The organism is Limimaricola variabilis, assembly GCF_014195545.1.
Classification (GTDB): domain Bacteria; phylum Pseudomonadota; class Alphaproteobacteria; order Rhodobacterales; family Rhodobacteraceae; genus Limimaricola; species Limimaricola variabilis.
In genome coordinates this window covers 1-22,881 of sequence record NZ_JACIBX010000014.1, presented here as the reverse complement: position 1 = coordinate 22,881, position 22,881 = coordinate 1, and the positions used below count along the sequence as shown (strand labels likewise).

General features: G+C 64.4%; 19 protein-coding genes. 11 read left to right on the top strand and 8 right to left on the bottom strand.

Features of this window, described 5'->3' with window-relative positions:
- Positions 1-319 precede the first annotated feature (319 nt).
- A complete protein-coding gene (locus FHS00_RS14855) occupies positions 320-1,258 on the top strand; it encodes a TRAP transporter substrate-binding protein (RefSeq protein WP_246391375.1) in 939 nt (312 codons plus the stop codon).
- Positions 1,259-1,264: 6 nt separating this feature from the next.
- Here the strand turns inward: FHS00_RS14855 and FHS00_RS14850 are convergent, their stop codons facing one another.
- A complete protein-coding gene (locus tag FHS00_RS14850) occupies positions 1,265-2,476 on the bottom strand; it encodes a winged helix-turn-helix domain-containing protein (protein ID WP_183474874.1) in 1,212 nt (403 codons plus the stop codon).
- A 128-nt stretch (positions 2,477-2,604) separates the two neighbouring features.
- Here FHS00_RS14850 and FHS00_RS14845 point away from each other — a divergent pair, with 128 nt between their 5' ends.
- Together FHS00_RS14845 and FHS00_RS14840 are read left to right on the top strand one after the other, a co-directional pair.
- Positions 2,605-3,126, top strand: a complete 522-nt coding sequence (locus FHS00_RS14845) for a DUF6647 family protein (RefSeq protein WP_246391373.1) — start codon at positions 2,605-2,607, stop codon at positions 3,124-3,126.
- Positions 3,127-3,182: 56 nt separating this feature from the next.
- Entirely contained in the window at positions 3,183-3,620 is a 438-nt protein-coding gene (locus FHS00_RS14840; protein WP_246391371.1) for a cupin domain-containing protein, read from the top strand.
- Positions 3,621-3,673: 53 nt separating this feature from the next.
- On the opposite strand, the gene FHS00_RS14835 is transcribed toward FHS00_RS14840, so the two are convergent.
- The 3 genes from FHS00_RS14835 to FHS00_RS14825 all read right to left on the bottom strand — a co-directional run bounded on the left by FHS00_RS14835 (position 3,674) and on the right by FHS00_RS14825 (position 9,265).
- Positions 3,674-4,030, bottom strand: coding sequence for a helix-turn-helix domain-containing protein (locus tag FHS00_RS14835; protein ID WP_183474873.1), 357 nt, complete (start codon positions 4,028-4,030; stop codon positions 3,674-3,676).
- Between the two features lie 555 nt (positions 4,031-4,585).
- Positions 4,586-6,364 (bottom strand): SLC13 family permease, encoded by a 1,779-nt coding sequence (locus tag FHS00_RS14830; RefSeq protein ID WP_183474872.1) that lies wholly within the window; start codon positions 6,362-6,364, stop codon positions 4,586-4,588.
- Between the two features lie 447 nt (positions 6,365-6,811).
- Complete coding sequence (locus FHS00_RS14825; protein ID WP_183474871.1) at positions 6,812-9,265, bottom strand: vitamin K epoxide reductase family protein; 2,454 nt, start codon at positions 9,263-9,265, stop codon at positions 6,812-6,814.
- A 349-nt stretch (positions 9,266-9,614) separates the two neighbouring features.
- Here FHS00_RS14825 and FHS00_RS14820 point away from each other — a divergent pair, with 349 nt between their 5' ends.
- Both FHS00_RS14820 and FHS00_RS14815 read left to right on the top strand, forming a co-directional pair.
- A complete protein-coding gene (locus tag FHS00_RS14820) occupies positions 9,615-10,325 on the top strand; it encodes a Crp/Fnr family transcriptional regulator (protein ID WP_183474870.1) in 711 nt (236 codons plus the stop codon).
- 48 nt (positions 10,326-10,373) lie between these two features.
- Complete coding sequence (locus FHS00_RS14815) at positions 10,374-11,798, top strand: C69 family dipeptidase (RefSeq protein ID WP_183474869.1); 1,425 nt, start codon at positions 10,374-10,376, stop codon at positions 11,796-11,798.
- A gap of 78 nt (positions 11,799-11,876) precedes the next feature.
- Here FHS00_RS14815 and FHS00_RS14810 read toward each other — a convergent pair whose 3' ends face one another.
- Positions 11,877-12,296, bottom strand: coding sequence for a VOC family protein (locus FHS00_RS14810; protein ID WP_183474868.1), 420 nt, complete (start codon positions 12,294-12,296; stop codon positions 11,877-11,879).
- 343 nt (positions 12,297-12,639) lie between these two features.
- On the opposite strand from FHS00_RS14810, the gene FHS00_RS14805 reads away from it, so the two are divergent.
- The 5 genes from FHS00_RS14805 to FHS00_RS14785 all read left to right on the top strand — a co-directional run bounded on the left by FHS00_RS14805 (position 12,640) and on the right by FHS00_RS14785 (position 16,301).
- Positions 12,640-13,134: a VOC family protein gene (locus tag FHS00_RS14805; RefSeq protein ID WP_183474867.1), complete on the top strand. Its 495-nt coding sequence runs from the start codon at positions 12,640-12,642 to the stop codon at positions 13,132-13,134.
- 1 nt (position 13,135) lies between these two features.
- Positions 13,136-13,540: a DUF1428 domain-containing protein gene (locus FHS00_RS14800; protein WP_183474866.1), complete on the top strand. Its 405-nt coding sequence runs from the start codon at positions 13,136-13,138 to the stop codon at positions 13,538-13,540.
- A gap of 239 nt (positions 13,541-13,779) precedes the next feature.
- A complete protein-coding gene (locus tag FHS00_RS14795; protein WP_183474865.1) occupies positions 13,780-13,959 on the top strand; it encodes a hypothetical protein in 180 nt (59 codons plus the stop codon).
- 445 nt (positions 13,960-14,404) lie between these two features.
- Entirely contained in the window at positions 14,405-15,946 is a 1,542-nt protein-coding gene (locus tag FHS00_RS14790) for a sensor histidine kinase (RefSeq protein ID WP_183474864.1), read from the top strand.
- A gap of 181 nt (positions 15,947-16,127) precedes the next feature.
- Positions 16,128-16,301 (top strand): hypothetical protein, encoded by a 174-nt coding sequence (locus FHS00_RS14785; RefSeq protein ID WP_183474863.1) that lies wholly within the window; start codon positions 16,128-16,130, stop codon positions 16,299-16,301.
- 1,032 nt (positions 16,302-17,333) lie between these two features.
- On the opposite strand, the gene FHS00_RS14780 is transcribed toward FHS00_RS14785, so the two are convergent.
- From FHS00_RS14780 to FHS00_RS14770, 3 genes are all read right to left on the bottom strand, one after another.
- Positions 17,334-17,648, bottom strand: a complete 315-nt coding sequence (locus FHS00_RS14780; RefSeq protein ID WP_183474862.1) for a hypothetical protein — start codon at positions 17,646-17,648, stop codon at positions 17,334-17,336.
- Between the two features lie 173 nt (positions 17,649-17,821).
- A complete protein-coding gene (locus tag FHS00_RS14775; RefSeq protein WP_183474861.1) occupies positions 17,822-18,922 on the bottom strand; it encodes an HPP family protein in 1,101 nt (366 codons plus the stop codon).
- A 1,225-nt stretch (positions 18,923-20,147) separates the two neighbouring features.
- Positions 20,148-20,489: an HU family DNA-binding protein gene (locus FHS00_RS14770; RefSeq protein ID WP_183474860.1), complete on the bottom strand. Its 342-nt coding sequence runs from the start codon at positions 20,487-20,489 to the stop codon at positions 20,148-20,150.
- A gap of 1,131 nt (positions 20,490-21,620) precedes the next feature.
- Between FHS00_RS14770 and FHS00_RS14765 the strand changes: the two genes are divergently transcribed.
- Positions 21,621-22,613: an aldo/keto reductase gene (locus FHS00_RS14765; protein ID WP_221188858.1), complete on the top strand. Its 993-nt coding sequence runs from the start codon at positions 21,621-21,623 to the stop codon at positions 22,611-22,613.
- Positions 22,614-22,881 lie beyond the last annotated feature (268 nt).

Sequence of the window (22,881 nt, the reverse complement as noted above, 5' to 3'; positions counted from 1 at the left end):
CTTCGAGGCGGTAACGCCTTTCGCCTGGCCTCGTTCCGGATTGATGGCGGAACACGCGATCGGTCTCCTGCAAAGTTACCTTCCCCCCAAACAACGAGTATCTACGGACATCCGCGCGCGGCCGACTGGCCCCCAATGCTTTACCGGGTTTGATCGGTGTCCGCGCTGCGCGCATGATGGTCGAAGCCATGGCTTCCTGCCTGAAGGTATTCGGGACATGCCGCAATCGCCTGCGTCGTTCATATTGGGCTTGGCCGCTCTTGCCATTTGCACGTCCTTGTCCCCGGCTTCGGCCAACGCCGATGCCCTGCGCTGGCGCATGAACAGCCTCCTCTACCCGGAGTTATTCGGCGAAGCCGGGTCTTACTTCGCGGCCGAAGTGGAACGCCGGACAGGGAGAAGCTTCGTCATCGAGGTGCGGGACCGGATGGTTCTCGATCAGGACAGTTTCGGCGCGCTCGAGGCCGGGCTGATCGACGCGGTCTGGGGCTCTGCCGGCCACCATCACCGCGAGGACCCGGCACTCGCGATCTTCAGTGGCTTTCCCTTCGGGCCGGACCCCGAGAGCTTCACCGCTTGGATGCGCGAGGGCGGCGGGGCCGAGGCACTCGACGCGATCTATGCGCGCCATGGCCTCAGGAGCCTCTATTGCGGAGTCCTGCCGGCCGAGGGTGGCGGCTGGTTCCGCGCGCCCATTGAGACTATCGCCGATCTCGACGGGCTGCCCATGCGCGCCTTCGGCTACGGCGCGCTGACGCTCAGGGCGCTCGGCGTCGTGCCCTACGAGTTGCCAGCCGCCGACATCCGCCCGGCGCTGGAAACCGGGCTGATCGCGGCGGCCGAGTTCTCGCTGCCCTCGATCGACGCCGATCTCGGCCTGCACGAGGCGGCGGGGCATCTCTATTTGCCCGGTTGGCAGCAGCCGGCCACCTCGCTCGAGTTGCTGTTGCCCGAGCGCAGCTGGGCGGCGCTTTCGGATGACCACCGGTCCGCGATCGAGGTGGCCTGCGAGGCAACGCTGTCCTGGTCGCTCGAGATGGCACGGGAACGGCAGGTCATAGCCTTGAATCGGTTCCGCGCCGAGGGGATCGAGATCCATGACTGGCCCGAGGAGATCCTCGCAGCACTACGGCAGGCGTGGGCTGAGGTGATCGCCGAGGAGACCGCGCGCGATCCGCTGCTTGCCGCGGCCTGGGAGAGCTATCTGGCCCATGTCGAAAGCCGGGGCTCTACCACTGCGCAAGGCTATATAGATTAGGACTGATCAGTCAGGCAGCCCGGCCCGCCGCAGCCCGTCGAGGAACCGCTCCCGGCTGTCGCGATCGGACCAGCCGTCGAGCGATTGCGCCACGGCGGCGATGCTGCGCTCCGGGCGGCGGCCCGCGGCAGCCTGAATGATCGCGGCCGCCTCGCCGGTGCGGCCCGATTGCGCGAGGCTCGACGCCAACAGCCAGCCGGGCCACCAGCGCGTGCCGGTGAAGGTGCCCGCGCCATGCAGCGGACCGAAAGCTTCCGCTGCGCGGGCCGGCTCCTGCGCGACGAGATAGCTCAGCCCGGCCACCTGCCGATACCAGTCGGGTGGGGTTGGATCGAAGCGCATGGCGCGCTCGATATGGCGCACCGCCTCGCCGCCACGACCGGTCAGTGCCAGCACATGGGCAAGCACAGCAAGATTGTCGGCCTCGTCGGGCGCGAGCGTGACCGCGGCCTGCGCATTGGCCAGCGCGTCGACCGGCGAGCGCATTTCGGGAAAAGGCGACAGCAGCCGCATCTCGGCCAGGAGCCGGTGCGCGCTGGCCGTGCCTCTAAGGGCCACGGCGCGCTCGACCATCTCGATCGCCTGCGCCATCTCGCGCCGTCCCCCGCCCCAGGCGAGATGTTGGACCTCGAGCCAGTAGGTCAGGCCGAGATCGGCCCAAGCCACAGCATCGCCGGGGTCGTCCTCGACCGCGGCCTCGAGCAGCATGCGCGCCTGCTCGTTGGCCTCCCGTCTTTGCCAATCCCGTCCGGCGAGCAGCGCGCTGGCGGCCATGGCCTGCTCAGGCGTCTCAGGCGTAGCGACCGGTTCGACGGGCAGCCACAGCCACCCCAGCCCCGCCATGACGATCGCCATAGCGACCACCATGCCCTGCCGGACCGTGCGGCGTGGCAGGGCTTTGGCAGGGAGCTCCTCATCCTCGAGCACGTAGCCGCGCCGGGGCACCGTGCGCAGCAGCGCGGCACCGTGTGGCCCCAGCGCACGCCGGATGTCGCTGATGCATTGGGCCAGGGAGTCGTCCGACACGATCACGTCCGGCCATGCGTCGCGCAGAAGATCGTCCTTAGTCACCAGTTCCCCGCGCCGCGCGATCAGAAGCTCGAGCACGCGAAAGGATTTGGCGCGCAGATCGCGCTCGGCGCCGCTCCCATCCTCGAGCCGACCGCGCCGGGGGTTCAGCACGACGTCGCCGATCCGAATGGTTTCGCATGTGTCCACGACGATGACCCGGTGCTGGACCTGCCGATTTTAGCACGATTTCAGGCTTTCTTCAGGCCGTTTTCAGGACTTCGGCCCGGCCCCGACTGAAGCTTCGGGGACATCGTCACGGCCTCGGGAGGGTCATCATGCTCTGCTCTGTTCCTTACTTCACAACGCTTGCCTTGTGCCTCTCGACCATGACCGCGGCGCCGTCGCCCGCCTTCGCGCAGGAGGGGCGAATACGCGACGCACCGCCGCTTCTCGACACCCTCGCGCTGTGGCTCGAAGCCAATTTCGACCTGCCGCGCGCGATCCGCGATCCGCATCTCGCCACACTGCCCGGCCCCGAACTGATCGCGATGCGCTATGGTGAAGGGGTCGACGTCGCCCCCGACCGGGTGGTTGCGCTCTATGACGAAGCCACGAACACCATCTACCTCTCCGATGGCTGGACGGGCCGCAGCCCGGCGGAGCTGTCGATCCTTGTCCACGAATTGGTCCACCACATGCAGGCCATGGCCGGACACCGCTTCGCCTGCCCGGCCGCGCGCGAGCGACTGGCTTACGATGCACAGGACGCCTGGCTCGCCATGTTCGGCGAGGATCTGGAGACGGCCTTCGACCTCGATCCGGCGATGCTGCTGGTGGGCACGGTCTGCACCCACTGACGGCTCCGGCTCCGCCGGAAGCGAAACTTAACCCGCAACGTTGAAAGGAAACCACCATGTCACGACTTCAACGCCACTCTCGGACCACATTCGCTCTCGGCCTCTGCGCCGGTCTCGCAGCCGCTTTTGGCGGTTTCAGTTTAGCGCAGATGTCGGGCCCGACCGAGCATGCCGGCCTGACGGTCGACCTGCTGGCCGAGCTGTCTCCCCAGACCATGGAAGCCACCATTGGGCTTGCAGGCTACAGCCTGCGCATGCGCGCCGTCGAGATCGCTCCCGGCGGCCAGATCGCCGAACATGACCATGCCGACCGCCCGGGCATCGTTACGGTGATTGACGGTAGCTGGGTCGAGGGCCAGCCCTCGGGCGAGCGCAGCTTCGATGCTGCCTCACTTGGCACGTTCCCCGAAACCGAGGAGACGGTGCATTGGGTCTACAACCGCACCGAGGCCCCGGCCACCGCGCTGGTCTGCGACATCGCCAAGGTCGAGTAGGGCGCAGGCGCCAAGCTCGTGTTTTGCAGGACTGGAGGAACGGCCAGAGCTATCTAGGCCTGCCCCTCCCTATCGGCCATGCTTTTCGCGAGGCCCAGAAGGGCTTGCTTTTGCTTGTCCGGCAGGGACATCCAGATCCGAAGCAGTTCGGCCGAGCCGCGATCCGGGAACATCGATAGCAGTGGGTCTGCCTGCTCCTTGCCTTCGAAGAAGTAAGTGATGGGCACGCCGAGCGCTTCGGCGATGTCCCATAAGCGCGACGCTGAAACCCGGTTCGCCCCGGTTTCATACTTCTGGATCTGCTGGAACTTGCACCCGACCGCGTCCCCCAGGTCCTGCTGCGTCTTTCTTCTCATCCAGCGGCCTTGGCGGATGCGGGTGCCGACGTGCTTGTCGATGGGGTGGGTCATATCGTCCGTTTTGGTCTGTTCATGGGCATGAAGGCGCTGCGATGCTACCCAGCCCTGGAGCCCGCGCCGCCACTCATGTCACAACTAAGGTAGTATCGGAGGTGACCGAACAGAACCGGCTTGGTTAGCGCAGTGACCCGACGTTCTCTCCTGCGCGTCGAGGGATCGTTACATCGTGCACTACCGTGACGACATCACCCCGCAAGTTGTCGTGGCTCTCTGCATCCGTGATGAGTGAGAAAGTCGGCCACGGTAGCGGCAGGGTGAGCCTCACCAGCCTAGGATGGCTCCTGTGCATGATGATGCTTTCAAGTGCCCTTGCAGGTCAAACGGCCAAGTCAGGGCGTCATATACCCGACCCAGAAGCCCAACTCTGCCAAAGCTGATCACCATCCCCCAATCCACAAGATGGTCAGCATGGCGCCCAAATCGCGCGCACGGAAATGGCAGTGGCGCGGCTGCGGATTCCGGACCCAGACCCAGAATGTATTGATGTTTCAAGGTCCCCTTACGGCCCCCTTGGCCCTCTCTGCGCAGCCTCTGCAGCTCCGGCATTCAAAACGGAAAGAAGATGGGGATGACAGCCACGGAGACCGCTCCGACGATCAGGTTCATGGGCACCCCGATCTTCAGGAAATCCGTGAAGCGGTAATTCCCGGCGCCGTAGACCAGCGTGTTCGTTTGATACCCGATCGGAGTTGCGAAACTGGCGCTCGCGCCGAACATCACAGCCACGGCGAATGGCCGCGGATCAAGGCCCAGATGCGAGGCAAGCCCTATGGCTATGGGCGTGATAATCACCGCCACGGCGTTGTTTGTGACGGTTTCCGTGAGCAGGGACGTGAGCAGGTAGATCGCTCCCAGGATCACCACCGGCGGCAGGTCTTGGATCAGCGGGACAAGGGCCGCGACCATGAGAGCCATTGCCCCGGTATGCTGCAAACCCGCGCTGATGATCAGCATCGAAAATATGAGGACCAGGATACCCCCGTCGATGGAGCTCCATGCCTCCTCGCTGTCGATGCAACGCAGGAGCAGAATGGCCGCGACGGCCATCAGCACCAGAAGACTGATTTCGGCCACCCCGAGCGCCGCCAGGCTCATCACCGCAATCAAGGCTAAAAGCGCCAGCGGCGCCTTCTGCCGTCGATAAGCACGTGCGCTTGCCTGAGTGATCGCGGCCAGGTCACCCGCCTGCGTAAGGCGGGCAAGACCTTCCGCGGTCCCCTCCACCAGCAGCTTGTCGGCTGGGCGCAACAGGACTGTCGGAAGATCGGGCCCCAGGTCCTGGCCATGTCGATGGACACCGAGCACTCGCATTCCATAGCGGTGACCGAGGGCCAGCCGCGCGAGCCGGATGTTGCTGCCGCGCCCCGACAAGGTCACGACGGCCTCAGCTACGGCAACCTCCTCGCCGTCCCTTGGCCCATGCCGAAGGCCGACCTCCATGCCCTCCAGATCGCGCAGCGTCAGAAGCTCAGATGTCGTCGCACTGGCGACGATCCGATCGCCGACCTCGAGCCGGTGCTCCTCGAGGTTCGAACGTTTGATCTCCGATTGTGCCCGTATCGCGTGCACGTGAATGTCGGGACGGTCGAGGTCGGGAACCTCATTTATCGGCTGGCCCAAGCCTGCATAACCCTCGCACGGGCGCAATTCGGTCAGGAAATGCGCCTCGCCTCCTGAGCCGATATCGCCTGCCTCCCTGCGGCGCGGCAACAAAAGCGGGCCCAGCACCAACAACGTCAAGCCACCCCCGACGGTGGCGACCAAGCCGACGGGCATTATCTCGAACATCGAAAACGGCTCCATGCCAAGATCGCTGGTCACCCCAGCGACCAGCAGGTTGGTCGAGGTGCCGACAAGAGTCCAAGTTCCGCCCAGAACAGCCGTGTAGGACAGCGGGATCAGCAAACGCGTCGCAGCGATGTCCAGGCTCTGCGCCAAGCGCACTACCACCGGTATCAGGATCAGCACGACAGGGGTGTTGTTCATCAGGCCCGAAGCGAGGAGCGTTGCCAGCAGGAAGGCGGCAATCCCCAGCGACGGTCGGTTGGTCGCCCCTGCCACGACCCGATTGGCGACTGCATCCAGCAGGCCGGTCCGGACCAAGGCGCCGCTAACTACGAACATGGCTGCAATCGTGATCGGCGCGGGATTGGCGAAAGCGGCCAGCACGTCATCCGACGGCACCAGACCCAAGCCGATGAACAGCGCTGCCCCACCGGCTGCAGTCACCTCTGGCGGATAGCGTTCGGTCACAAATCCTGCAAAAAGGAGCAGCAATAAAACGAACGAGAGGTAGGGCTCGTATCCCGCGATGATCTCGGTCATGGCGCGACGCTCGCCCATCCATTCAATCGTGTCCAGTTTCGCAACGGCCCACTCGCACTCGCCAGCGCGCCCCTGCGCGATGACGTGACGGACGATGACTTCAGCGCCGGCGGCCAAAACCTTTCCAGGCTGAACCGTAAGATAGCATTCTCCACTGCAGCAGATCCCCGCCCGCACGACCGCCGAAACCAGTTCCGGCGGGGCAGAGGCGCTCGACGCGCTCTATACGCGCCAAGGTCTCAGAAGCCTTCATTATGGCCTGCAGCCAGCCGAGGGCGGCGGGTGGTTCCGCACGTTCATTGAATCGCTCGCCAATCATGATCGGCTTTCCATGCGGGCCTTCGGCTAAAGCGCGCTGGTACTACGATTGCTCAGCGTCGTGCCCTACGAGTTGCCGGCCCCCGATACCCCACGAACTGATCACCAACGTGTCTCTTGCCCCTTCGCCTAGACGAGCAGGCGCGACCAGCTGCCGTAGGAATGCCGGATCGGACCGCGCGGAATGCTTGCGGCGATCAGCACCAGCCCGGCCAGGATGTCGGCGCCCTTCTGCAGCCAGTTGCCGTCCATGACCAGCGCCGCGATTACCAGCGCTGCGCCAAGGCAGATATTGAGAAACCGGACCGGCCGCGCGCTTTCGGCCATCGCGGTCACCGCCACGGTCAGGGCAAGCGCGCCGATCAGGTGATCGGTATCGGCAAGGCCCCCCTCGGTGCCGAGCGTCAGCCGCGTGAACATCAGCCACAGCCCCACCGCCGCGCTCACGGCAAGGCCCGGGGTCACGCCGATCCCGCCGCCCAGCATCTCACCGATCACCGCGCCCGGTGGGCGCTCGAAGCTTTCGACCCGCTGCCCGTCATCCGCGCCCTCATCCGTGTCGCCGGTCAGGAACACCCGCAGCATCGGCCTGCCGGCGCGCTTGCGCCGGACCAGGAACTGGCAGGTCGCGATCAGCTCATCGACCGAATAGGGGATCTGGATCAGCATCGCGGCCGCGGTGATCAGGCACAGACTGCACCAGGTGCCGAGCAGGATCGGCTGGATGATGATGAAGGTGATCGACACCACGCCGAGCGGCACGATCATGATGCCGAAGACCAGCACCAGCCAAGGCATGGTGCGCCAGCGGCTGGCCGATCCGATCAGCCCGATCAGGATCTCGAGCTGGTAGGTCAGCGCGCCGAGGCCCGCATCCGGCACCGGCCAGGCCCGCGAGACATCCGAGGTGATGATCTCCTCGGTGCCGTTCTTCGGATCCTCGGGCGCGCCGGTGAAGAACGGCTCCCAAACACCGTCGACATGGCCCAGCTGATAGGCCGCGAGATAGCGCGACACCAGGTAGCCGAAGATGGCGAGCGCGATGATCGGGATCCTCTGGGTCCAGTCCGACGGCGAGTAATCCCAGCCCTTGGGCACCGCCGGCCCGCGGCTCGCGGCGATCCGCCCGACGCCGGGCGGGGGGCGCACGCAGACCGCAAGGGCGAAGACGATCATGCCCGAGAGCGATCCGTTGAGATAGGCGGCCGGGCTTTCGGTCCAGAACAGGAGCGGCGCGGTCATCACCCACAGACCCACCGCCGCCACCGCCCAGCGGATCAGCGCAAGGCGCCAGGACAGAACGAGAAGGCTGCCCGCCATCACGAGAAGCCCCGAAACGATGTCGCTGATCGTCATGCCAAGCCCGCCATAGCCGACCACCAGCGGCGAGGCCGCGAGCCACGCGCCCATGCCCGCATTGAGGAAGTGGGCCCAGAGGCTGCGGGCGTGCGCGGCGCGGAACCGCGCCTCGTGGCGCGCTCGCAACTCCTCGGCGTCGTGCCCCTCCTGGGCCACGGCCTGGAGCCAGTGCGGCGGTGTCAGCCCGTTCGCCTCGTACCAGCGGGCCGGGTCGGACTTGAGGTGTTCGACCATCCTGGGCAGCGTTTCGCGCAGGGCGTGGCGCGGTTTCCAGTCCAGGAGCGCCTTGGCGCGCGAGATATCGAGCTCGTAATGGTCATCGGCCATCCGCACCATGAACGGCTTGATGAAGGGCGCCTCGCCCTGGTCGATGTCGTCTGGGATGACCGGCTCGGCCTTGGTTTCGAGCCAGGCGCCCGCCGCGGCGAGCGGCTTGGGCACCGAGAGCGTGGTCCAGTCCTCTTCGCCATGGATCAACCGGGCGAGGATGTGCTGCAACTCGTCATAGGGCACCGCCTCGGGCTCGCCGACGAGGATCACCGCATCGTCGGGCAGCTCACCGCGCCGATCCACGGCGCTAGCGAAGGCGTCGAGCATGTCTTCGCGGTGCAGGAACGACTGCCCGGTGTGCAGATCGCCCGAATAGGCGTGCGATTTCGGATCCCGCTCGTAGATACGGCGGATCTGTTCGGCCAGTGTCGGAACCGCCGTCTTCTCGTCGTATAGCCCGGCGAGGTGCAGCAGCAGGTAGGGCATTTCGCCATGCCGCTCCCGGATCACCTCTTCGGCCCGGGCCTTGGAGACCGGATAGGCCCATTTCGGATCGATGGCGGTCGCCTCGTTGATCGGCAGGCCCGGGGCGCCGGGACGGTGCACCAGCATCGTCCCGGAGTAGATGAACCGCTCTACTTCGTAGTCCTGTAACGCGTCGAGCAGCTTTGCCGTCCCCTCGACATTGACCTCCTCGTAGAGCGGGTTGTCCTCGCCGGAGAAATCGAAATAGGCCGCGAGATGGATCACGGCCGCGAAGCGCCGCCCGTGCCGGTCGGCGATCCGGTCCAGGGCCCGCTCGATCGAGGCGCTGTCGGTGATGTCGAAGGCGAAGACCCCCGGGCCATCCTCGCGGTCGAGCCCGATCACCTCGTAATTCACGAGACGCTCGCGCAGCGCCGATCCGATGCTGCCGGCTGCTCCGGTGATGAGAACGCGGGGCTTCTTGGTCATAAGGCCTCCCCTCGCGCAACGTGTGCTGACTCGACGCGGTTCCACCGGGACCCGCAACGCTGCGCCGGGGCGGGCCTTACGTTGCGCGCCGCAGGATATTTATGGCCGTGCTGGTCGGATTGCGATGAACCGACGCTCGGCTTTGTTCGGTGCGGTGAAGCTCTGAATCGGGATCGAGGAGCGGCGGACGTGGTCGAAGCTGCATGCCTGACGCCCAGGCCCACCCCCTTTTGGCGGGACGACTTTGTCGCCTTCGCTTTTGCTGCTAGTCTGCGTCCATTGGTTGTTCGCTCGCTGAGCGTGCCAACACGCAAGGGGTATACCCTTCGGAAGTTGGAGGCAGGCAACTTTGGGAGATCTTACTGGAAATCGGCTTCTCGATGGGCTTCCCCCGAGCGTTCTCAAGAAAATCACGCCATCGCTTGAGGCGGTGGAACTGCCCCTCAGGTCGATGCTCGAATGTCGCAGGCAAAGGATCACCCATGTCTACTTCCCGGCCACCGGCATTGCGTCCGTGATGGTGAGCGGGGACGGCCTTCCCGAGGCGGAGGCGGGCATGGCCGGGCGCGAGGGAATGACCGGCACCTCGCTGATCCTGAAAGACGATCTTGGCTTGCACGACGTTGTCATGCAGTTCGCTGGCCATGGATGGCGCATGACGGCCGGCGCCTTCCGTAGCGCAATGACGATACCGGCTTTTCGCCAGCGGCAGCTGCGGTTCCTGCAAGCGCAGATAGCACAGACCTACTCCACCACCTTGGCCTTCAGCCATGCCAAGCTCGAGATCCGTCTGGCCCGCTGGATTCTGATGTGCCGGGATCGTCTCTCAGGGCAAGCGTTCAATGTTACCCACGAGGCCATTGCGTTGATGCTAGGAGTCCGTAGGGCCGGCGTAACGTTGGCCCTGCACGAACTTGAAAGCCGCGGCTTCATTCGCTCGACCCGCTGCCTTCTTGAAGTACGTGATGGAGTAGGCTTGGCAGCCTCGACCGAGGGGTATTACGGCGCCTCGGAAGCCGAGTACGACCGGCTCCTGGGAGCAGACACCTGCGCTCGGTAAACGTGAGGTTTAGATGCATATCTCTACAGCTAGCGGCCATCTCGCCCTATGAGTTACGCCCTCTATATCGGGTCCGACCTCTGCGCCTTGGGTCATGGCTGGCTTGCTGGTTACGGCGATGAACCATCCGGCCACTGGCTGGAGGTGATGCCCTGCCGCAGCCATTCCGGGGACAGCACGATCACGGTCGGCGTCACGGCCGAGGCCGCCCTGCCCGGCCAGCTGAGCACGATCCCACAGGTGCCCCGGACGGCGCGCTACATGGGTGTGAATTACAGCCACTATCTCGGTGCGCCGCCACCGCTCATCAATGGCGGCGTGAACCAGCACGGCGTCGCGGTGCGCGATGTCTGGTCTCCCTCCCGGCCCGAGCTCGTGGCGATGACCCCGCCGGATCAGAGGGGGCCAAACTACTCGGATCTCGCGAAGATCGTGCTGGAGCGCGCCCGGACCGCGCGGGAGGGCGTCGAGATCATCGGCGCGCTGATCGCCGCGCATGGTCACAGCAGCTATGGCGGCAACTCGCACCTGATCGCCGATGCCCGCGAAGGCTGGGTGGTGATCGAATTCGCCGGAGGCTTGGGGCTTTGGGTGGCCGAACGGCTTGGGCCCAAGAGCATTCGTGCCCTCCGGCCGGGCTGGATTGGCCTGATCCCGCAGGAAGCGGGCGCAGACGTGCTGTTCCCTGAGCACTTCCTTGAGACCGCGCAGAGGCTCGGGTGGCACATGGCAGGCGACGCCTTTGACGTGAACCGGGTCTTCGGCGATGGACGGGGGCGCCATCCCGGCGTGGCGTGGATCGAGGACGAAATGGCAAGGCGCGCGGCCCGCCCCGGCGGGCTGGGGCTCGAGGACATGATCTGGGCCGTGTCGACTCCGCGGTTGACCGGCGACAGCGCAGGGTACGGGCAGATCGTGCCCCTCATCGCCGAGACGCCCGAGATGCTGCGCATGATGTGGCACGCACCGGTCGGCCCCGTTACCGCGCCCCTGGTGCCGGTGTTCCTGGGCATCGAGCGCGTGCCTTTCGAATACGGCCGTCATCGCTATCTCGGACGTGGCGAGAGCGCCCGCTTCATCGATCGCGTGCACGAGGTGACGGGGTGTGACGCCATCTCCGACATCCCACAGGGCGCCGCCTCTACCCGCTCGGCGGTCGCGGTCTTCAAGCGGTTGATGCATCTGGCCTTCCAAGGGGGCGATGCATGGGTGACGGAGGTTTCGGCACATTGGCGGGCCGTGGAGCGCGGCTTGGCCGCGGAACTGGTGGAGGTGCAGCGCAGCGCCGCAATACTTGCCGACGCCGGGGCGCCTGAACTGGCGCGGCGCCTATTGACCGAACATGTAGAGACCCGGCTGCTGCGCGTGCTGGCGGAAGCGGAAGCGCTGGCCGCCAGCTACGAGGCACGGCTGCGCGCCGGGGCCGGCCTCAACATGAGCGCGGTGCCACGCCTGCCCGACCAGATCTGGTAAGCAGGCGTGGCCTACGTCGCCCGATCAGGATGCCGCGTTCCGAAAGAGCTTCTACCTGACAATAGAGAAACTCGGACGTCACGGGCACGCGCGTTTATTGGCGGTACGACCCGAACAGCACAAGGCGGCTGCACGGTTCAGCGGCCGGACTAATGCCCGTCGAGAAGGCCTACCTGGTTGCCCTCGGGGCTCGGAGATCTCGGCGTAGCGCAGGGTTTCGAACCCTTCGATCCTGGCCGGCTGCGGCACCTCGATCCGCAGCTTCGCCAGCCGCGCCCTTTCGGTCTCGAGGTCGGCTACGTGCAGTGTGACTGTCGTGCTCCCGGCGCCTTTCGGATGATCAAGGACTTGAAGGAGTACGCCGTCGCGGAGGTCCCACTCGTGGCATGACGGCATCGGCTCGCGGTCCCAGTGACGCCCGACAAACCGTGTCCACCAATCGGATTGGGCATCTAAGTCGGCCGCGTTGATGCTGAGATAGATGGCAGTCACGTTCATGGTCGCGCTCCCCTGTCCAAAGGCCTAGATTCCTGATCCGTAGTCTGCGGACCTTGCTTCAAGGCCGCTTGCTGCACATTATGCGCCGACGTCTTGCCAAGATCACGCGGACACATCTCAGGCGGCAGCGCGGAGGCATTCGCGTTCTCGACCGAGGGACCAGAAAAGGTCATCACTGTGCGCCCAAATGCGCGTCTGCACTCAACACATCAAGTTGGATCGGTCCCCGTCGTTTTCCCGTTCCAGTTGGATGGAATCCTGTCATACTCGAATGACGTGATTTCCGGCTTCGGTGCGATCGGGCGGCGTCCCTTCGTGCTGGAGGGTCGGAAGCGAGGTCAAAATGACAGAGCTCGTCACCTGCCTGTGGTTCGATCGGGGCGAGGCGCGCAACGCCGCCGAGTTCTATGCCCGGACCTTTCCCGGCAGCCATCTGGATCGCGTGAATGCGGCCCCCGCGGATTTTCTCGGCGGCAAGGAGGGCGACGAGCTCACCGTCGAGTTCACCGTGCTCGGCCGCGCCTTTCTGGGGCTCAACGGCGGGCCGCCCTTCGTGCCGAACGAGGCGGTCAGCTTCGTGGTGGTGACCGAGACCCAGGACGAAACCGACCGCTACTGGAACGCGATCCTCGACACTGGCGGAACGCCGAGCGCCTGCGGCTGGTGCAAGGACCGCTGGGGGCATTCGTGGCAGATCACGCCACGGCGGCTGCTGGACCTGACCACCGGCGCCGAGCGCGACGTCGCCCGTCGCGCCTTCGAGGCGATGATGACCATGGGCAAGATCGACGTCGCCGCGCTCGAGGCGGCGGTCGGCGCGTCCCGACAGGAGGTATGACATGTCTTACGTCGACGGTTTCGTGTTGGCCGTTCCCACCGCGAACAAGCAGAAGTTCATCGATCACGCCAGGCTGGGCGACAGCGTCTTCATGGACCTGGGCGCGTCCCGCGTGACCGAATGCTGGGGCGACGACGTGCCCGACGGCAAGGTCACGGATTTTCGCCGGGCGGTGCAGGCCACCGACGACGAGACCATCGTCCTGTCCTGGATCGAGTGGCCGGACAAGGGCGTGCGCGACGCGGCCCATGCCAAGATGACCGAGTGGATGAACAACCCCGAGACCGGCGATCCGCGCATGGATCCCGAGAAGAACCCGATGCCCTTCGATGGCATGCGGCTGATTTATGGGGGCTTCACGCCCGTAGTCGACCTGGGGCAAGCGCAAACCACGACGGAGGCGTGACTGCCTATGGTCTGATCCAGATCCCACAAGGCTTCGAGGCAAGCTCTGGATATCCTCCGGTCCAGAACCGCAAGCTACGCTGCCTTTGGCACACATCCGGGGTTTGCCTCCGAATTGCGGACTTGCCGAGCTCGACGATCGAGCACCTGTGGCGCTTCCAGCGCCCCGTGAGAACGATAGCGTGGGCCTATCCTTTTGCGCCGTCCATCAACGCGTTCCCTGCACTAAGTCTCGTCCCGATGAGCGCCATTCTGTCCGACCTGCTGGGCACAGGAGGCTGGGTCTGGTTGATGATCCCGCTGCTGTGCCTGCTTCTGGTCCACTTCGGGGACCAGAATGGCAAGCCATACGAGACGGCCGTGCGCCTGGCCGGCGGGACCTTGGTGATCCTCGTTGTGATTGCCATGAGCCCTTGGTAACGCGCGTGGGCCTGTCGATCGTGGCCGGCGCGGGACGTCCCGTCTCGATGGTCGCGCCGTCTTAGGGGCTCGCATGGTCATTCGGCAGCTCGCAGTCGCGCCCCTTGGGTTTCGCTGCCTTTTTGCCAGTCCCCGAGATCGCCGGGGGTAGGGCAGTCTGAAAGGCCCGGCCCGGCACGTCAGACCGATAACCCGCGAAAGGCAGGCGGGCGCGGCGCCATCAAAGCGGAGGACAGCTGAGGTCGGGTCAGCCCCCGTCTTACTGCGGCGGACTACCTTTCTCGGACGCCAGACGCTGCCATCTGCCTGGGCGCCATCGGAACGCATAAAACAGTAGGCTCCGGAACCGGCTCCGCAATTGCCTCTTCTGCATGCATCCGTCATGTATTTCGACGGAAGCGCACGTCCTGATACGTTCTGTGAACCTGTTATGTGAGAAGTGACGATGCAGCACCTCGAGTCCCTGTTCGACCGCGCGCTCGATGCGGTGGTGGGAATGGACGATCAGGGGCGGATCACAGCCTGGAACGGCGCTGCCGAGGCGATCTTCGGCTGGCGCCGTGCGGAAGCCCTGGGACGGCTGATGGGCGACGTCATCGTGCCGCCTCAGCATCGAGACGCTCATGCGAAGGGGCTCGCGCATTACAATCGCACGGGCGTCGGGCCCGTTCTGGAGACAAAGGTCCGCATCACCGCGCTGCACCGATCGGGCCGCGAGTTTCCCGTCGAACTCTCGATCTTCCCGATGCAGGCCGACGACGGGACCCATTGCTTTTACGCCTTCATCCGCAGCTTGGCGGCTGAGGAGGCGCACCAGCGCGAACAGGAGTTGCGCGCTCGGGAGGCCGATATCCTGCTCCGGATCGCACAGAAGCTGCTCGAGGACATCTCGGTCGAGGCGTTCACCCAATTTTGCCTCGACGAGGTCTGCTCGGTCGCCGGACTGGACGCGGGCCACCTCTTCTTTGTTCGCGAGGCCGGTGGCCAGTCGGTCCTGCTGCCCTCGGGGATCTGGTACATCGGCGACGCGCGCTTCTCGCCGGTGGTCGAGGCCAGCCGGGAGTGCCGTTTTGCGATGGGCGAGGGTTTGCCCGGCCGAGCCTGGCAGAGTGGGGATCTCGTCGTCCAGCGGGACCTGGCAGGAGATGCGCAGTTTGCGCGTCGCCAGAGCTTCTGCGAGGTCGGGCTGACGCGCGGCATGGCGCTGCCGGTCCGCCAGAGCGGCGAGGTCCATGCGGTGCTCGAACTCTACGGCACCGAGGCCTCACGCTTCGATGCAGCATTGCTGCAGCTGGTGCGGACCGTGGGCACGCAGATCGGGATCGCCATTCGTCGCAAGCAGGGCGCGGAGCAGCGCGAGATGCTGCGCCGCGAGGTGGTGCATCGCGTGAACAACAGCCTGGCCGTCGCCTCCTCAATCTTCCGCGGCTGCGCCCGCACCGCGGGGAGTGTGGAGGAGTTGAGCGAGACCTACCTGAACCGGGTGCAGGCCCTCGGCCAGGCGAACCGATTGTCGCTCGAAGACGCACATCAGGGTGTGGCGCTCGAGAGACTGATCCGAGAAGCCATCGGCCTCCTGCCCGATGCGTGTGCCCTCCCGATCGCCGTGCCCGACCTGCTCATCGACAGCGATTGCGTGATGCCGCTGTCGCTCATCCTGAACGAGCTGGCGACGAATGGACTGAAATACGGCGGTCTCGGCACGGAGGCGGATCTGACGATCTCGGGCCGGGTCCGCGTCGACTCGGGCGATCTGTGCCTGACTTGGCAGGAGCGGCTTCATGTCCCGCGCCAGTCCGCGCCCACTCCATCCGAACGCGTCGGGTTCGGCTCGCAGCTGCTGCGGAGCATGGTCGAAGGCCGGCTGGGCGGGGCATTCGAACGTGAGATCGATGCTGCCGGCTTCCGCTTCGAGCTCCGGGTCCCGCTGGGACGGATATGCGAGGGAGCCACCATGTCGGGTGAGGCGGTGGATCCGATCTCATGACCGAGACCACAGGAACAGACCTCTTGCGCTAGACGCCAAACTCCCGCGTTCGACCAGCGTGGGCAAATCGCCCGAACGGCTTCGAGGCTGAGCCTAGGGACGCTTCCTTGGTACGACCGTTTTCCCTGCACGGAAAGTCATTGCACCTGAGTGAGTTCCGGCCGAGCGGAGGCTCGTAATCATGAACCACGACACCCCGGATCCGAAAGCAACGCCGCGAGCGCTTGTCGTTCTTCCGTGGACCCTGTCCATCGGCGGGCTCGTCATGCTGGTGTTTGCCCAGGCACCGCTGATCCTGATTGCCGCCATGCTGCTTCTCGTGCGGCTTGTCTGGCCCCGCTCCGGGTCCAACTGACCCACACTGCTCGCGGTATCGCAGAGAGGATCCTCCCGGCCGCAGACAAGGGGTGCGCCGTAGTCAAGTGCAGTGTCCACGATGAGCGGCGTTCGGACAGCGACCGCGCTCGGTGTCGAATGCGCGTTTTTACGAAGGATTAGCGGAAACTCCGGAGAGGCCATCGCCTATGCTCCGCTACCCATTCGAGCATGGGCTGGCCGGAGCGCCTCCGCCATGAAGACGAGCAGATGGGGTGGAGGATCAGGGCCTCTCGATGTGAACGCATGTCACGGCGAGCCGATCTCCGGGTCGGGGATATCCGACGGTGCGCTCTGCCTCTTCCGCCAGCATCGGCTGCCGCAGATCGGCGCAATGCTCGCTCCCCTCATTGTACCGGTGATCGGCAGGCAGCGATGATGGCTCTGGGAGCGAAGTTCAGGCCATCATCGCCATGCTCGCTGGCTCAACGCACAGGTCAGGAAGGCAAAGAACCCACCGAGAGAGCGACAGTTTGATCTGTCCTCTGCTCCCGCTGTGCGTTGATCAGGGAGCCAATCCCAACGGCGCATGGCTGCAAGAGTTCCTGTATGGCGCGGTTCGTCTTCGCACGATCCCGCATCTGGCGCCTGCCGGGAAGGGCTGTGACAGGCTGTCCCGCGTGCGGGGTCAAACTCGGCTTTTCCGGAGTACCACTGCCGGAACGGCCCCAGTTCGTGGGGAGCAATCTAGCCTTCGATCTGATCTGTCAGCGCAGCCTCAGGTACTCCATGCAGGCCCATGAGCGATCTTCGCACTCACGTAGGCTCCCCGGTGCCATTCGGCCCCGCCTCCCGTCGCGTCTGTCAAAGCTGCATTGCCTTCAGCATTCCAATTTGGGTGGGGGCAATCCTGTAATGTGCGGATGATCCCGAGATATGTGCAATTCAGAACTGCATTGACGCCGGGCTTTCGCTCGTAAAGCGTGAACCGGCGAGTGGTCCTCGCGCATCATGGATGCCTGTCTTGGCAACCTTCTCTTCTTGCTCGCCATCACCGATGGCGGGCATTTTTTTACAGGCGGCCGTCCCAAGGCTTCCGACCACCTAACCGCGCCGCGACGGTCACCCGCCTTCCATCCGCATCGGCAAAGCCGTTCAAGGCACCGGGTCGCGCGTGCCAGAGATCGATGGCACCAGCTTGGAATGCGGCGACGTCTTCCGGGAACAAGCTGACGCCCGTCACTGTGATCAGCTGACTTTCTATGTGCGCCCGCATACCCACGTCGCCGGGCAGGACCATTTCCAGACGGCGGGCAAGCTCTGCTGGCGCGTCATCGGGAGCGCAGGCGAGGATGAGGCGGTCGAAAACGGCGATCGTGTAGTTCATGCAGGGCAAACTAAGTGCGATGCTGCACCTGCACAATGTCTGCGCATCACCCCCCACAGGGAGCCAGGCTACACGTTTCAGAGCGTGGCGAAACATCGAACGATGAAGAGCATCGCCGGCCCGTGTTGAGACGCGGAGGCGACTTCAACCTGCCACCGATCACGGCAAAACTGCTAAGCTGCGGAGCGTTCCTCGGCACCGCTCAGCAAGAGCCCCATCACGTCGGATCGGGTCAGGATGCCGACGAGCTTGCCGTTCCTCTCGACCGGTACGACTTCGCTTCCTTGAGCGGCCAGCCGGGTCAACAGGACCCCGACCGCCAGATCGTGAGGCACGGCGCAATCGGCTGCGCGCATGACATCGGCAACTATGGAGGGCGCAGGGTTCTGCTGTGGCGCTCCAAGGCCGCTCCCGTAGACCATCGGGGCAAGCAGATCGGACTGGAGCACCAGCCCGCACAGCTTCATGTCCTCGTCCACGACGGGGAGGCTCTTGATGGCATGATAGCGAAAGAGCCGCACCGCTTCGGTCCATGTCGTGTCAGGTCGCACGGTGACGAGGTTCCGGGTCATGATGTCGGCGCAGGTCGTGCCCGCAAAGCGATGCTGCGCCGCCTCTGCCTCCGCGGCCGCAAGCAGGCGTCCGAGGTCCGCGATGCCGACATTCGTCGATTGATTGAAGCGCTCCAGCAGCGCACCGAGCTGTTCGGTCGAGAGCCCCAATCGCAAAGCCGGGTCCTGAGCACCATAGGTATCCGGCTGGCGGAACGGGTAAGCCCTGCCCGTCATCCGGTTGTAGATGACTGCCACGAGGACCAGCATGGTCGTCGTCACCCCGACCGGCATCAGCGCGAAGAGCGGCCCCGCCTCCAGCGCCGGCGACGGATCAAGCGCCATCAGCAAGGCAACGGCCCCTCCAGGGGGATGCAGGGCGCGCATGAGCATCATCGCGACAACCGCGGCTCCAACCGCCCCGCCGGTCGCCCAAGGTGCGGGGACGAACCGGAGCACGAGCAGCGCCACAATGGCCGAGGTGACGTTGCCCACGACCGCGGACCAGGGCTGAGCGAGCGGCGAGTTCGGCACGCAGAAGACCAACACGGCCGTTGCGCCAAGCGGTGCCACGAGAAAGAGGTGTGAACCAGTCCAGCCGCTTCCGAGGCTGACCAGCGCAGCGCAGAGGCTGATGCCGATCAAAGCTCCAAAGCCGGCTCGCAGCTGTTCGGTGCCCTGAGATGCCGGGAGCGCGGGATAGAGATGGTGCCAGACTCGCATTCGGGCATCTCCGAGAGCAGCACGCGAAGCTGCATGCTTGCGCGATCTCGTCGGTGTTTGCCTGATTCCTGAGCAGAATTGAAACCGACAGTCGGGACCTGAAAGGAGATAGGAACACCGTGCCTTCAACCCCCAGTATCACCGGAACGAGTGTGCGGTGTCATCCAAATGCGTGGAACGGCTGATTGTGCCCATTGTGCCTCCAAGCTCGTGTTCGGCACACGCGAAGATCCTTACGCGCAAACGAATGCGCGAGGCCAAGGCTTCCTTACGATGCTGCCGGCGAGATCGACCGGCAAGCTTCCTCGGCTACAGGTTGACCAGAACATATCCTAAGGTCTGTCATGCGGGATGCCAGCTCGTTAGGGCCAGTATCCTTTTGGCGGATCAGCAACGTTCCCCGTTGCTTTTCCGGACACCTGCTGCCCTGGCACATCCAGTGGCAGCTTTTTTTCGGCGGGCGAGACTGCCAGGGTCCCGCCGCATTTGGCCATCCTCGTCGTGAACGATGCGGGATGGCAGGTGTGACCATTCTCACTTTCGGTAGCGTGGCTCGGCCGACCTTGTCCCTGAACAGCGAACTTAGGATCTATCCCCTCTAGAGCGCGCGTCGAATACCAGATCGTTTTCCGCGCCTACCCTCCAGACGGAAGAGAAGGAGAGGCGTGACACGACTTCCCGGTGATGGCGGTATCGCCGCATAAACCCGCTCGAAGACGATCTGCGCCAGCCATGTGCCATATGCATACCAGGGTTGCCGTGAGTGTGGATTGTGGAGGCGTTGCAGATGGTTATTTCGGTTCTGTCCCCGAAGTCCTCCCACTTCTGAGGGGCATATGGTCAAGCGCGAACCCCCACTCCTCCTCTTGGGTCGGTTCGAGCCGGAAGACCGAGGGTCTCTCCTCCCAGACCCGAAGAACTAGCGGCGGCGTCTTCCTCCTCCCGGACGCCGCCGTAGTTCTCTTTCGAGAGACAAAGCGGAGCGCTCCAAATGCCAAGCGGGGCATGGCGCCGGGCGGATCCCTTGCTCTGACGTCTCAACTGTCTCAAGCCCGCCGCCGGCAGACGCCGCGCATGCGTAGTCACACGGCAGGGCGATGTCGTTGATCTGGACAGCGACGACGAGCTCCTGCTGCGTCTGAACTTGACGTGTTCCCTACCGTGCTCTGCCGACGATTGTGCTTCAGAACCCGCGCGCATAAACGCGACACCAAGTGATTTGCGATCAAGTCGGGCTTTCTGGGATGTGGGGCGTGGAGCTAGCGAGGGTGACGCCATTCAACCGCTCGAGCAGCTTCTTGCTCGCCCTGAATTTCGGCACATGGGTCTCATCGATTTGAAGGGGCGCTCCGGTCTTCGGATTGTGCCCCGGTCGAGGGTCGCGTCGAGTTACGGAGAAGACACCGAAACCGCGAAGTTCCACGCGCCCGCCCTGAGCCAGCGTTTCAGTGATCTCTGCAAAAATCGTATTCAAGACCCCCTCGATATCGCGTCGCAGCAGATGAGGATTATCGTCAGAGATCCTTTGAACCAGCTCAGATCGAACCACTTTCTCTCCTGCTCTCACGCGTTGGCGACTGCCTACAGAAATTTACCAGCGCTGTCAGTCCCTTACTCGGGCAACTCCCAGGCCTATACCAAAGAGATAGAAACGGCGCAGCGACCGCGATTGACCCATGGGAAGCTATCGCGGAGCGTGAGTTTGCGCACAATCCCTCGCGCATCGCCCTTGTATGATTCTGGTAGGTTTCGAGTTCGGCCCGCCATCACGTATGGCGGGCTTTTTCCATCTCTTACACAGCTTCCAACTCGAGGAGGACCCGCTCCCCATCCGGGGCAAACACTTGGCCGATCACCCGATAGGCGATGGAATGGCCTTGGGGCCGGTATTCTGACACCGTACTGCCGACTGCAGGCACGAGCGTTCTCCTCGGGAGAACCATTGGCGCGAGCGGCAGCGCACCCGGCGGTCATTCGTTGTTGGCGACCTGAAAATGGACTTGGATCGGCTCGGAAAGGGGATCGGTTGCGGCGCCGCTCATTGATTTGGTTCCCTGAAAACGCAACACATCCTATAGGTGCGTCGCGGCCAGATCGATGCAACTCAAGTAATTGGGAGCCATTGGCCGTTCCTGCAACTACCAAGGACCGCACTATTCCATTTAATATCAGTATTTTATCCCTTCCCGTGAAAGCAGGAAGTGCTGAGTTGGGATGCCTTCCCGAAAGCCGATCCACCCGACATAACCCCTGGCCCACTCACCGTCCCAAACCCGGGGTGATCGCGACCCAGAAGCATCCGCGCAGCAACCTTGCGTTCGAAACGGACCGCCTCGATGCCGATCCCATCTCTCGAGTGGCCAGCTGTAAGTCCTAGCGCCGACTACCACGATAGCTGTCGTTCTGCCGTGGGCCCTGACCACCGCCGGGCTCGTCATACTGGCGTTTGCCCAAGCGCCGCTGATCCTGCTTGCCGCCATGCTGCTCCTCATGCAACTTGACGGCCGCGTTCCGGGTCCAGCCGACCCACGCCCTTCGCTGCAAGGCAGAGAGGCCCTACCCTGTCGCGCAAGGCGTGCGACATCGTTGAGCGCTGCGTCGACAGGGGGTGACATAGTACAGCCAGCGACTGCACTCGAGAGGGCAAATGAGGGGCAGACGGTCCCGAAGCCCGACCGATGTAAAAGGAGACGACACGATGAGCATGGCGAGCAGAACCTTCGGGCGCACCGGCATTCCGGTGAGCGAGATCGGCTTCGGCGCTTGGGCGATCGGCGGCACATGGGGCGAGGTGAGCGAGGCCGGGGCCAAGGCGGCGCTGCACGCGGCATTCGATGCGGGCGTCGATTTCATCGACACAGCGGATGTCTATGGCGATGGTCGGTCCGAGCGGATCATCGGCGAAGTGATCGCCGAGCGGAGCGGCGAGCGGCCCTTCGTTGCGACCAAGCTCGGTCGCAGGCTCGATCCTCATGTGGCCGATGGCTACACGGCTCAGGCGATGGAGGGTTTCATCGACCGCAGCCTGAAGAACCTTGGCACCGACACGCTCGACCTGGTGCAACTGCATTGTCCGCCGACGGAGGTCTATTATCGGCCGGAGGTGTTCGGTGCGCTCGACGACCTAGTGTCGCGCGGAAAGATCCGCCGCTACGGCGTTTCGGTCGAGAAGGTCGAGGAGGGGCTGAAGGCGATCGAATACGACAATATCGATTCGGTGCAGATCACCTACAACATGTTCCGCCAGCGCCCGGCGGAGCTGTTCCTCCCCGAGGCCCGACGGCGCCATAAGGCGGTGATCGTGCGGGTACCCTTGGCCTCCGGGCTGCTCACCGGAAAGATGCTGCCCGACACAGATTTCGCACCCGACGACCACCGCGCCTTTAACCGCGACGGCGCAGCCTTCGACAAGGGCGAGACCTTCGCGGGTGTGCCCTATGATGTGGCGCTGGAGGCCGTCGAGGCGCTGCGGCTGATGTTGCCCGCCGAGGCGGTGATGGCGCAGGTGGCGCTGCGCTGGATCCTGATGCAGGAGGCTGTGACTGTGGTGATCCCCGGCGCCAAGACGCCCGAACAAGCCAGTTCCAACGCCGCCGCCAGCGGGTTGCCGGTGCTGCCCGAGGACCTGATGGCCGGGGTGCGCGAGATCTACGAGACGCGCATCAAGCCCCATGTGCATGACCGCTGGTGACGCGAAAAGGCCTGCCCGCGCTCAGCGGACGGGCCTTAGCTTAGAGCCGTCGGGAAACCAGCTCTCATTTCTTCATTCTCCTGTTCGTCGCGCAGTACGAGCGTCGCAGGCGGTCAAGCGAGATCTTGGCTTTGTCGCAGGTGCCGGAACTCCGCCTTATATCCGAGATTCGGCTAGGGTCAGGACTCGTTAACCCTCAAAGCCAGAACATGACGGTCGCGGCCAGGGCGATGGCAGAAAGGAAGACCTTCGGGCATCTGTCGTAGCG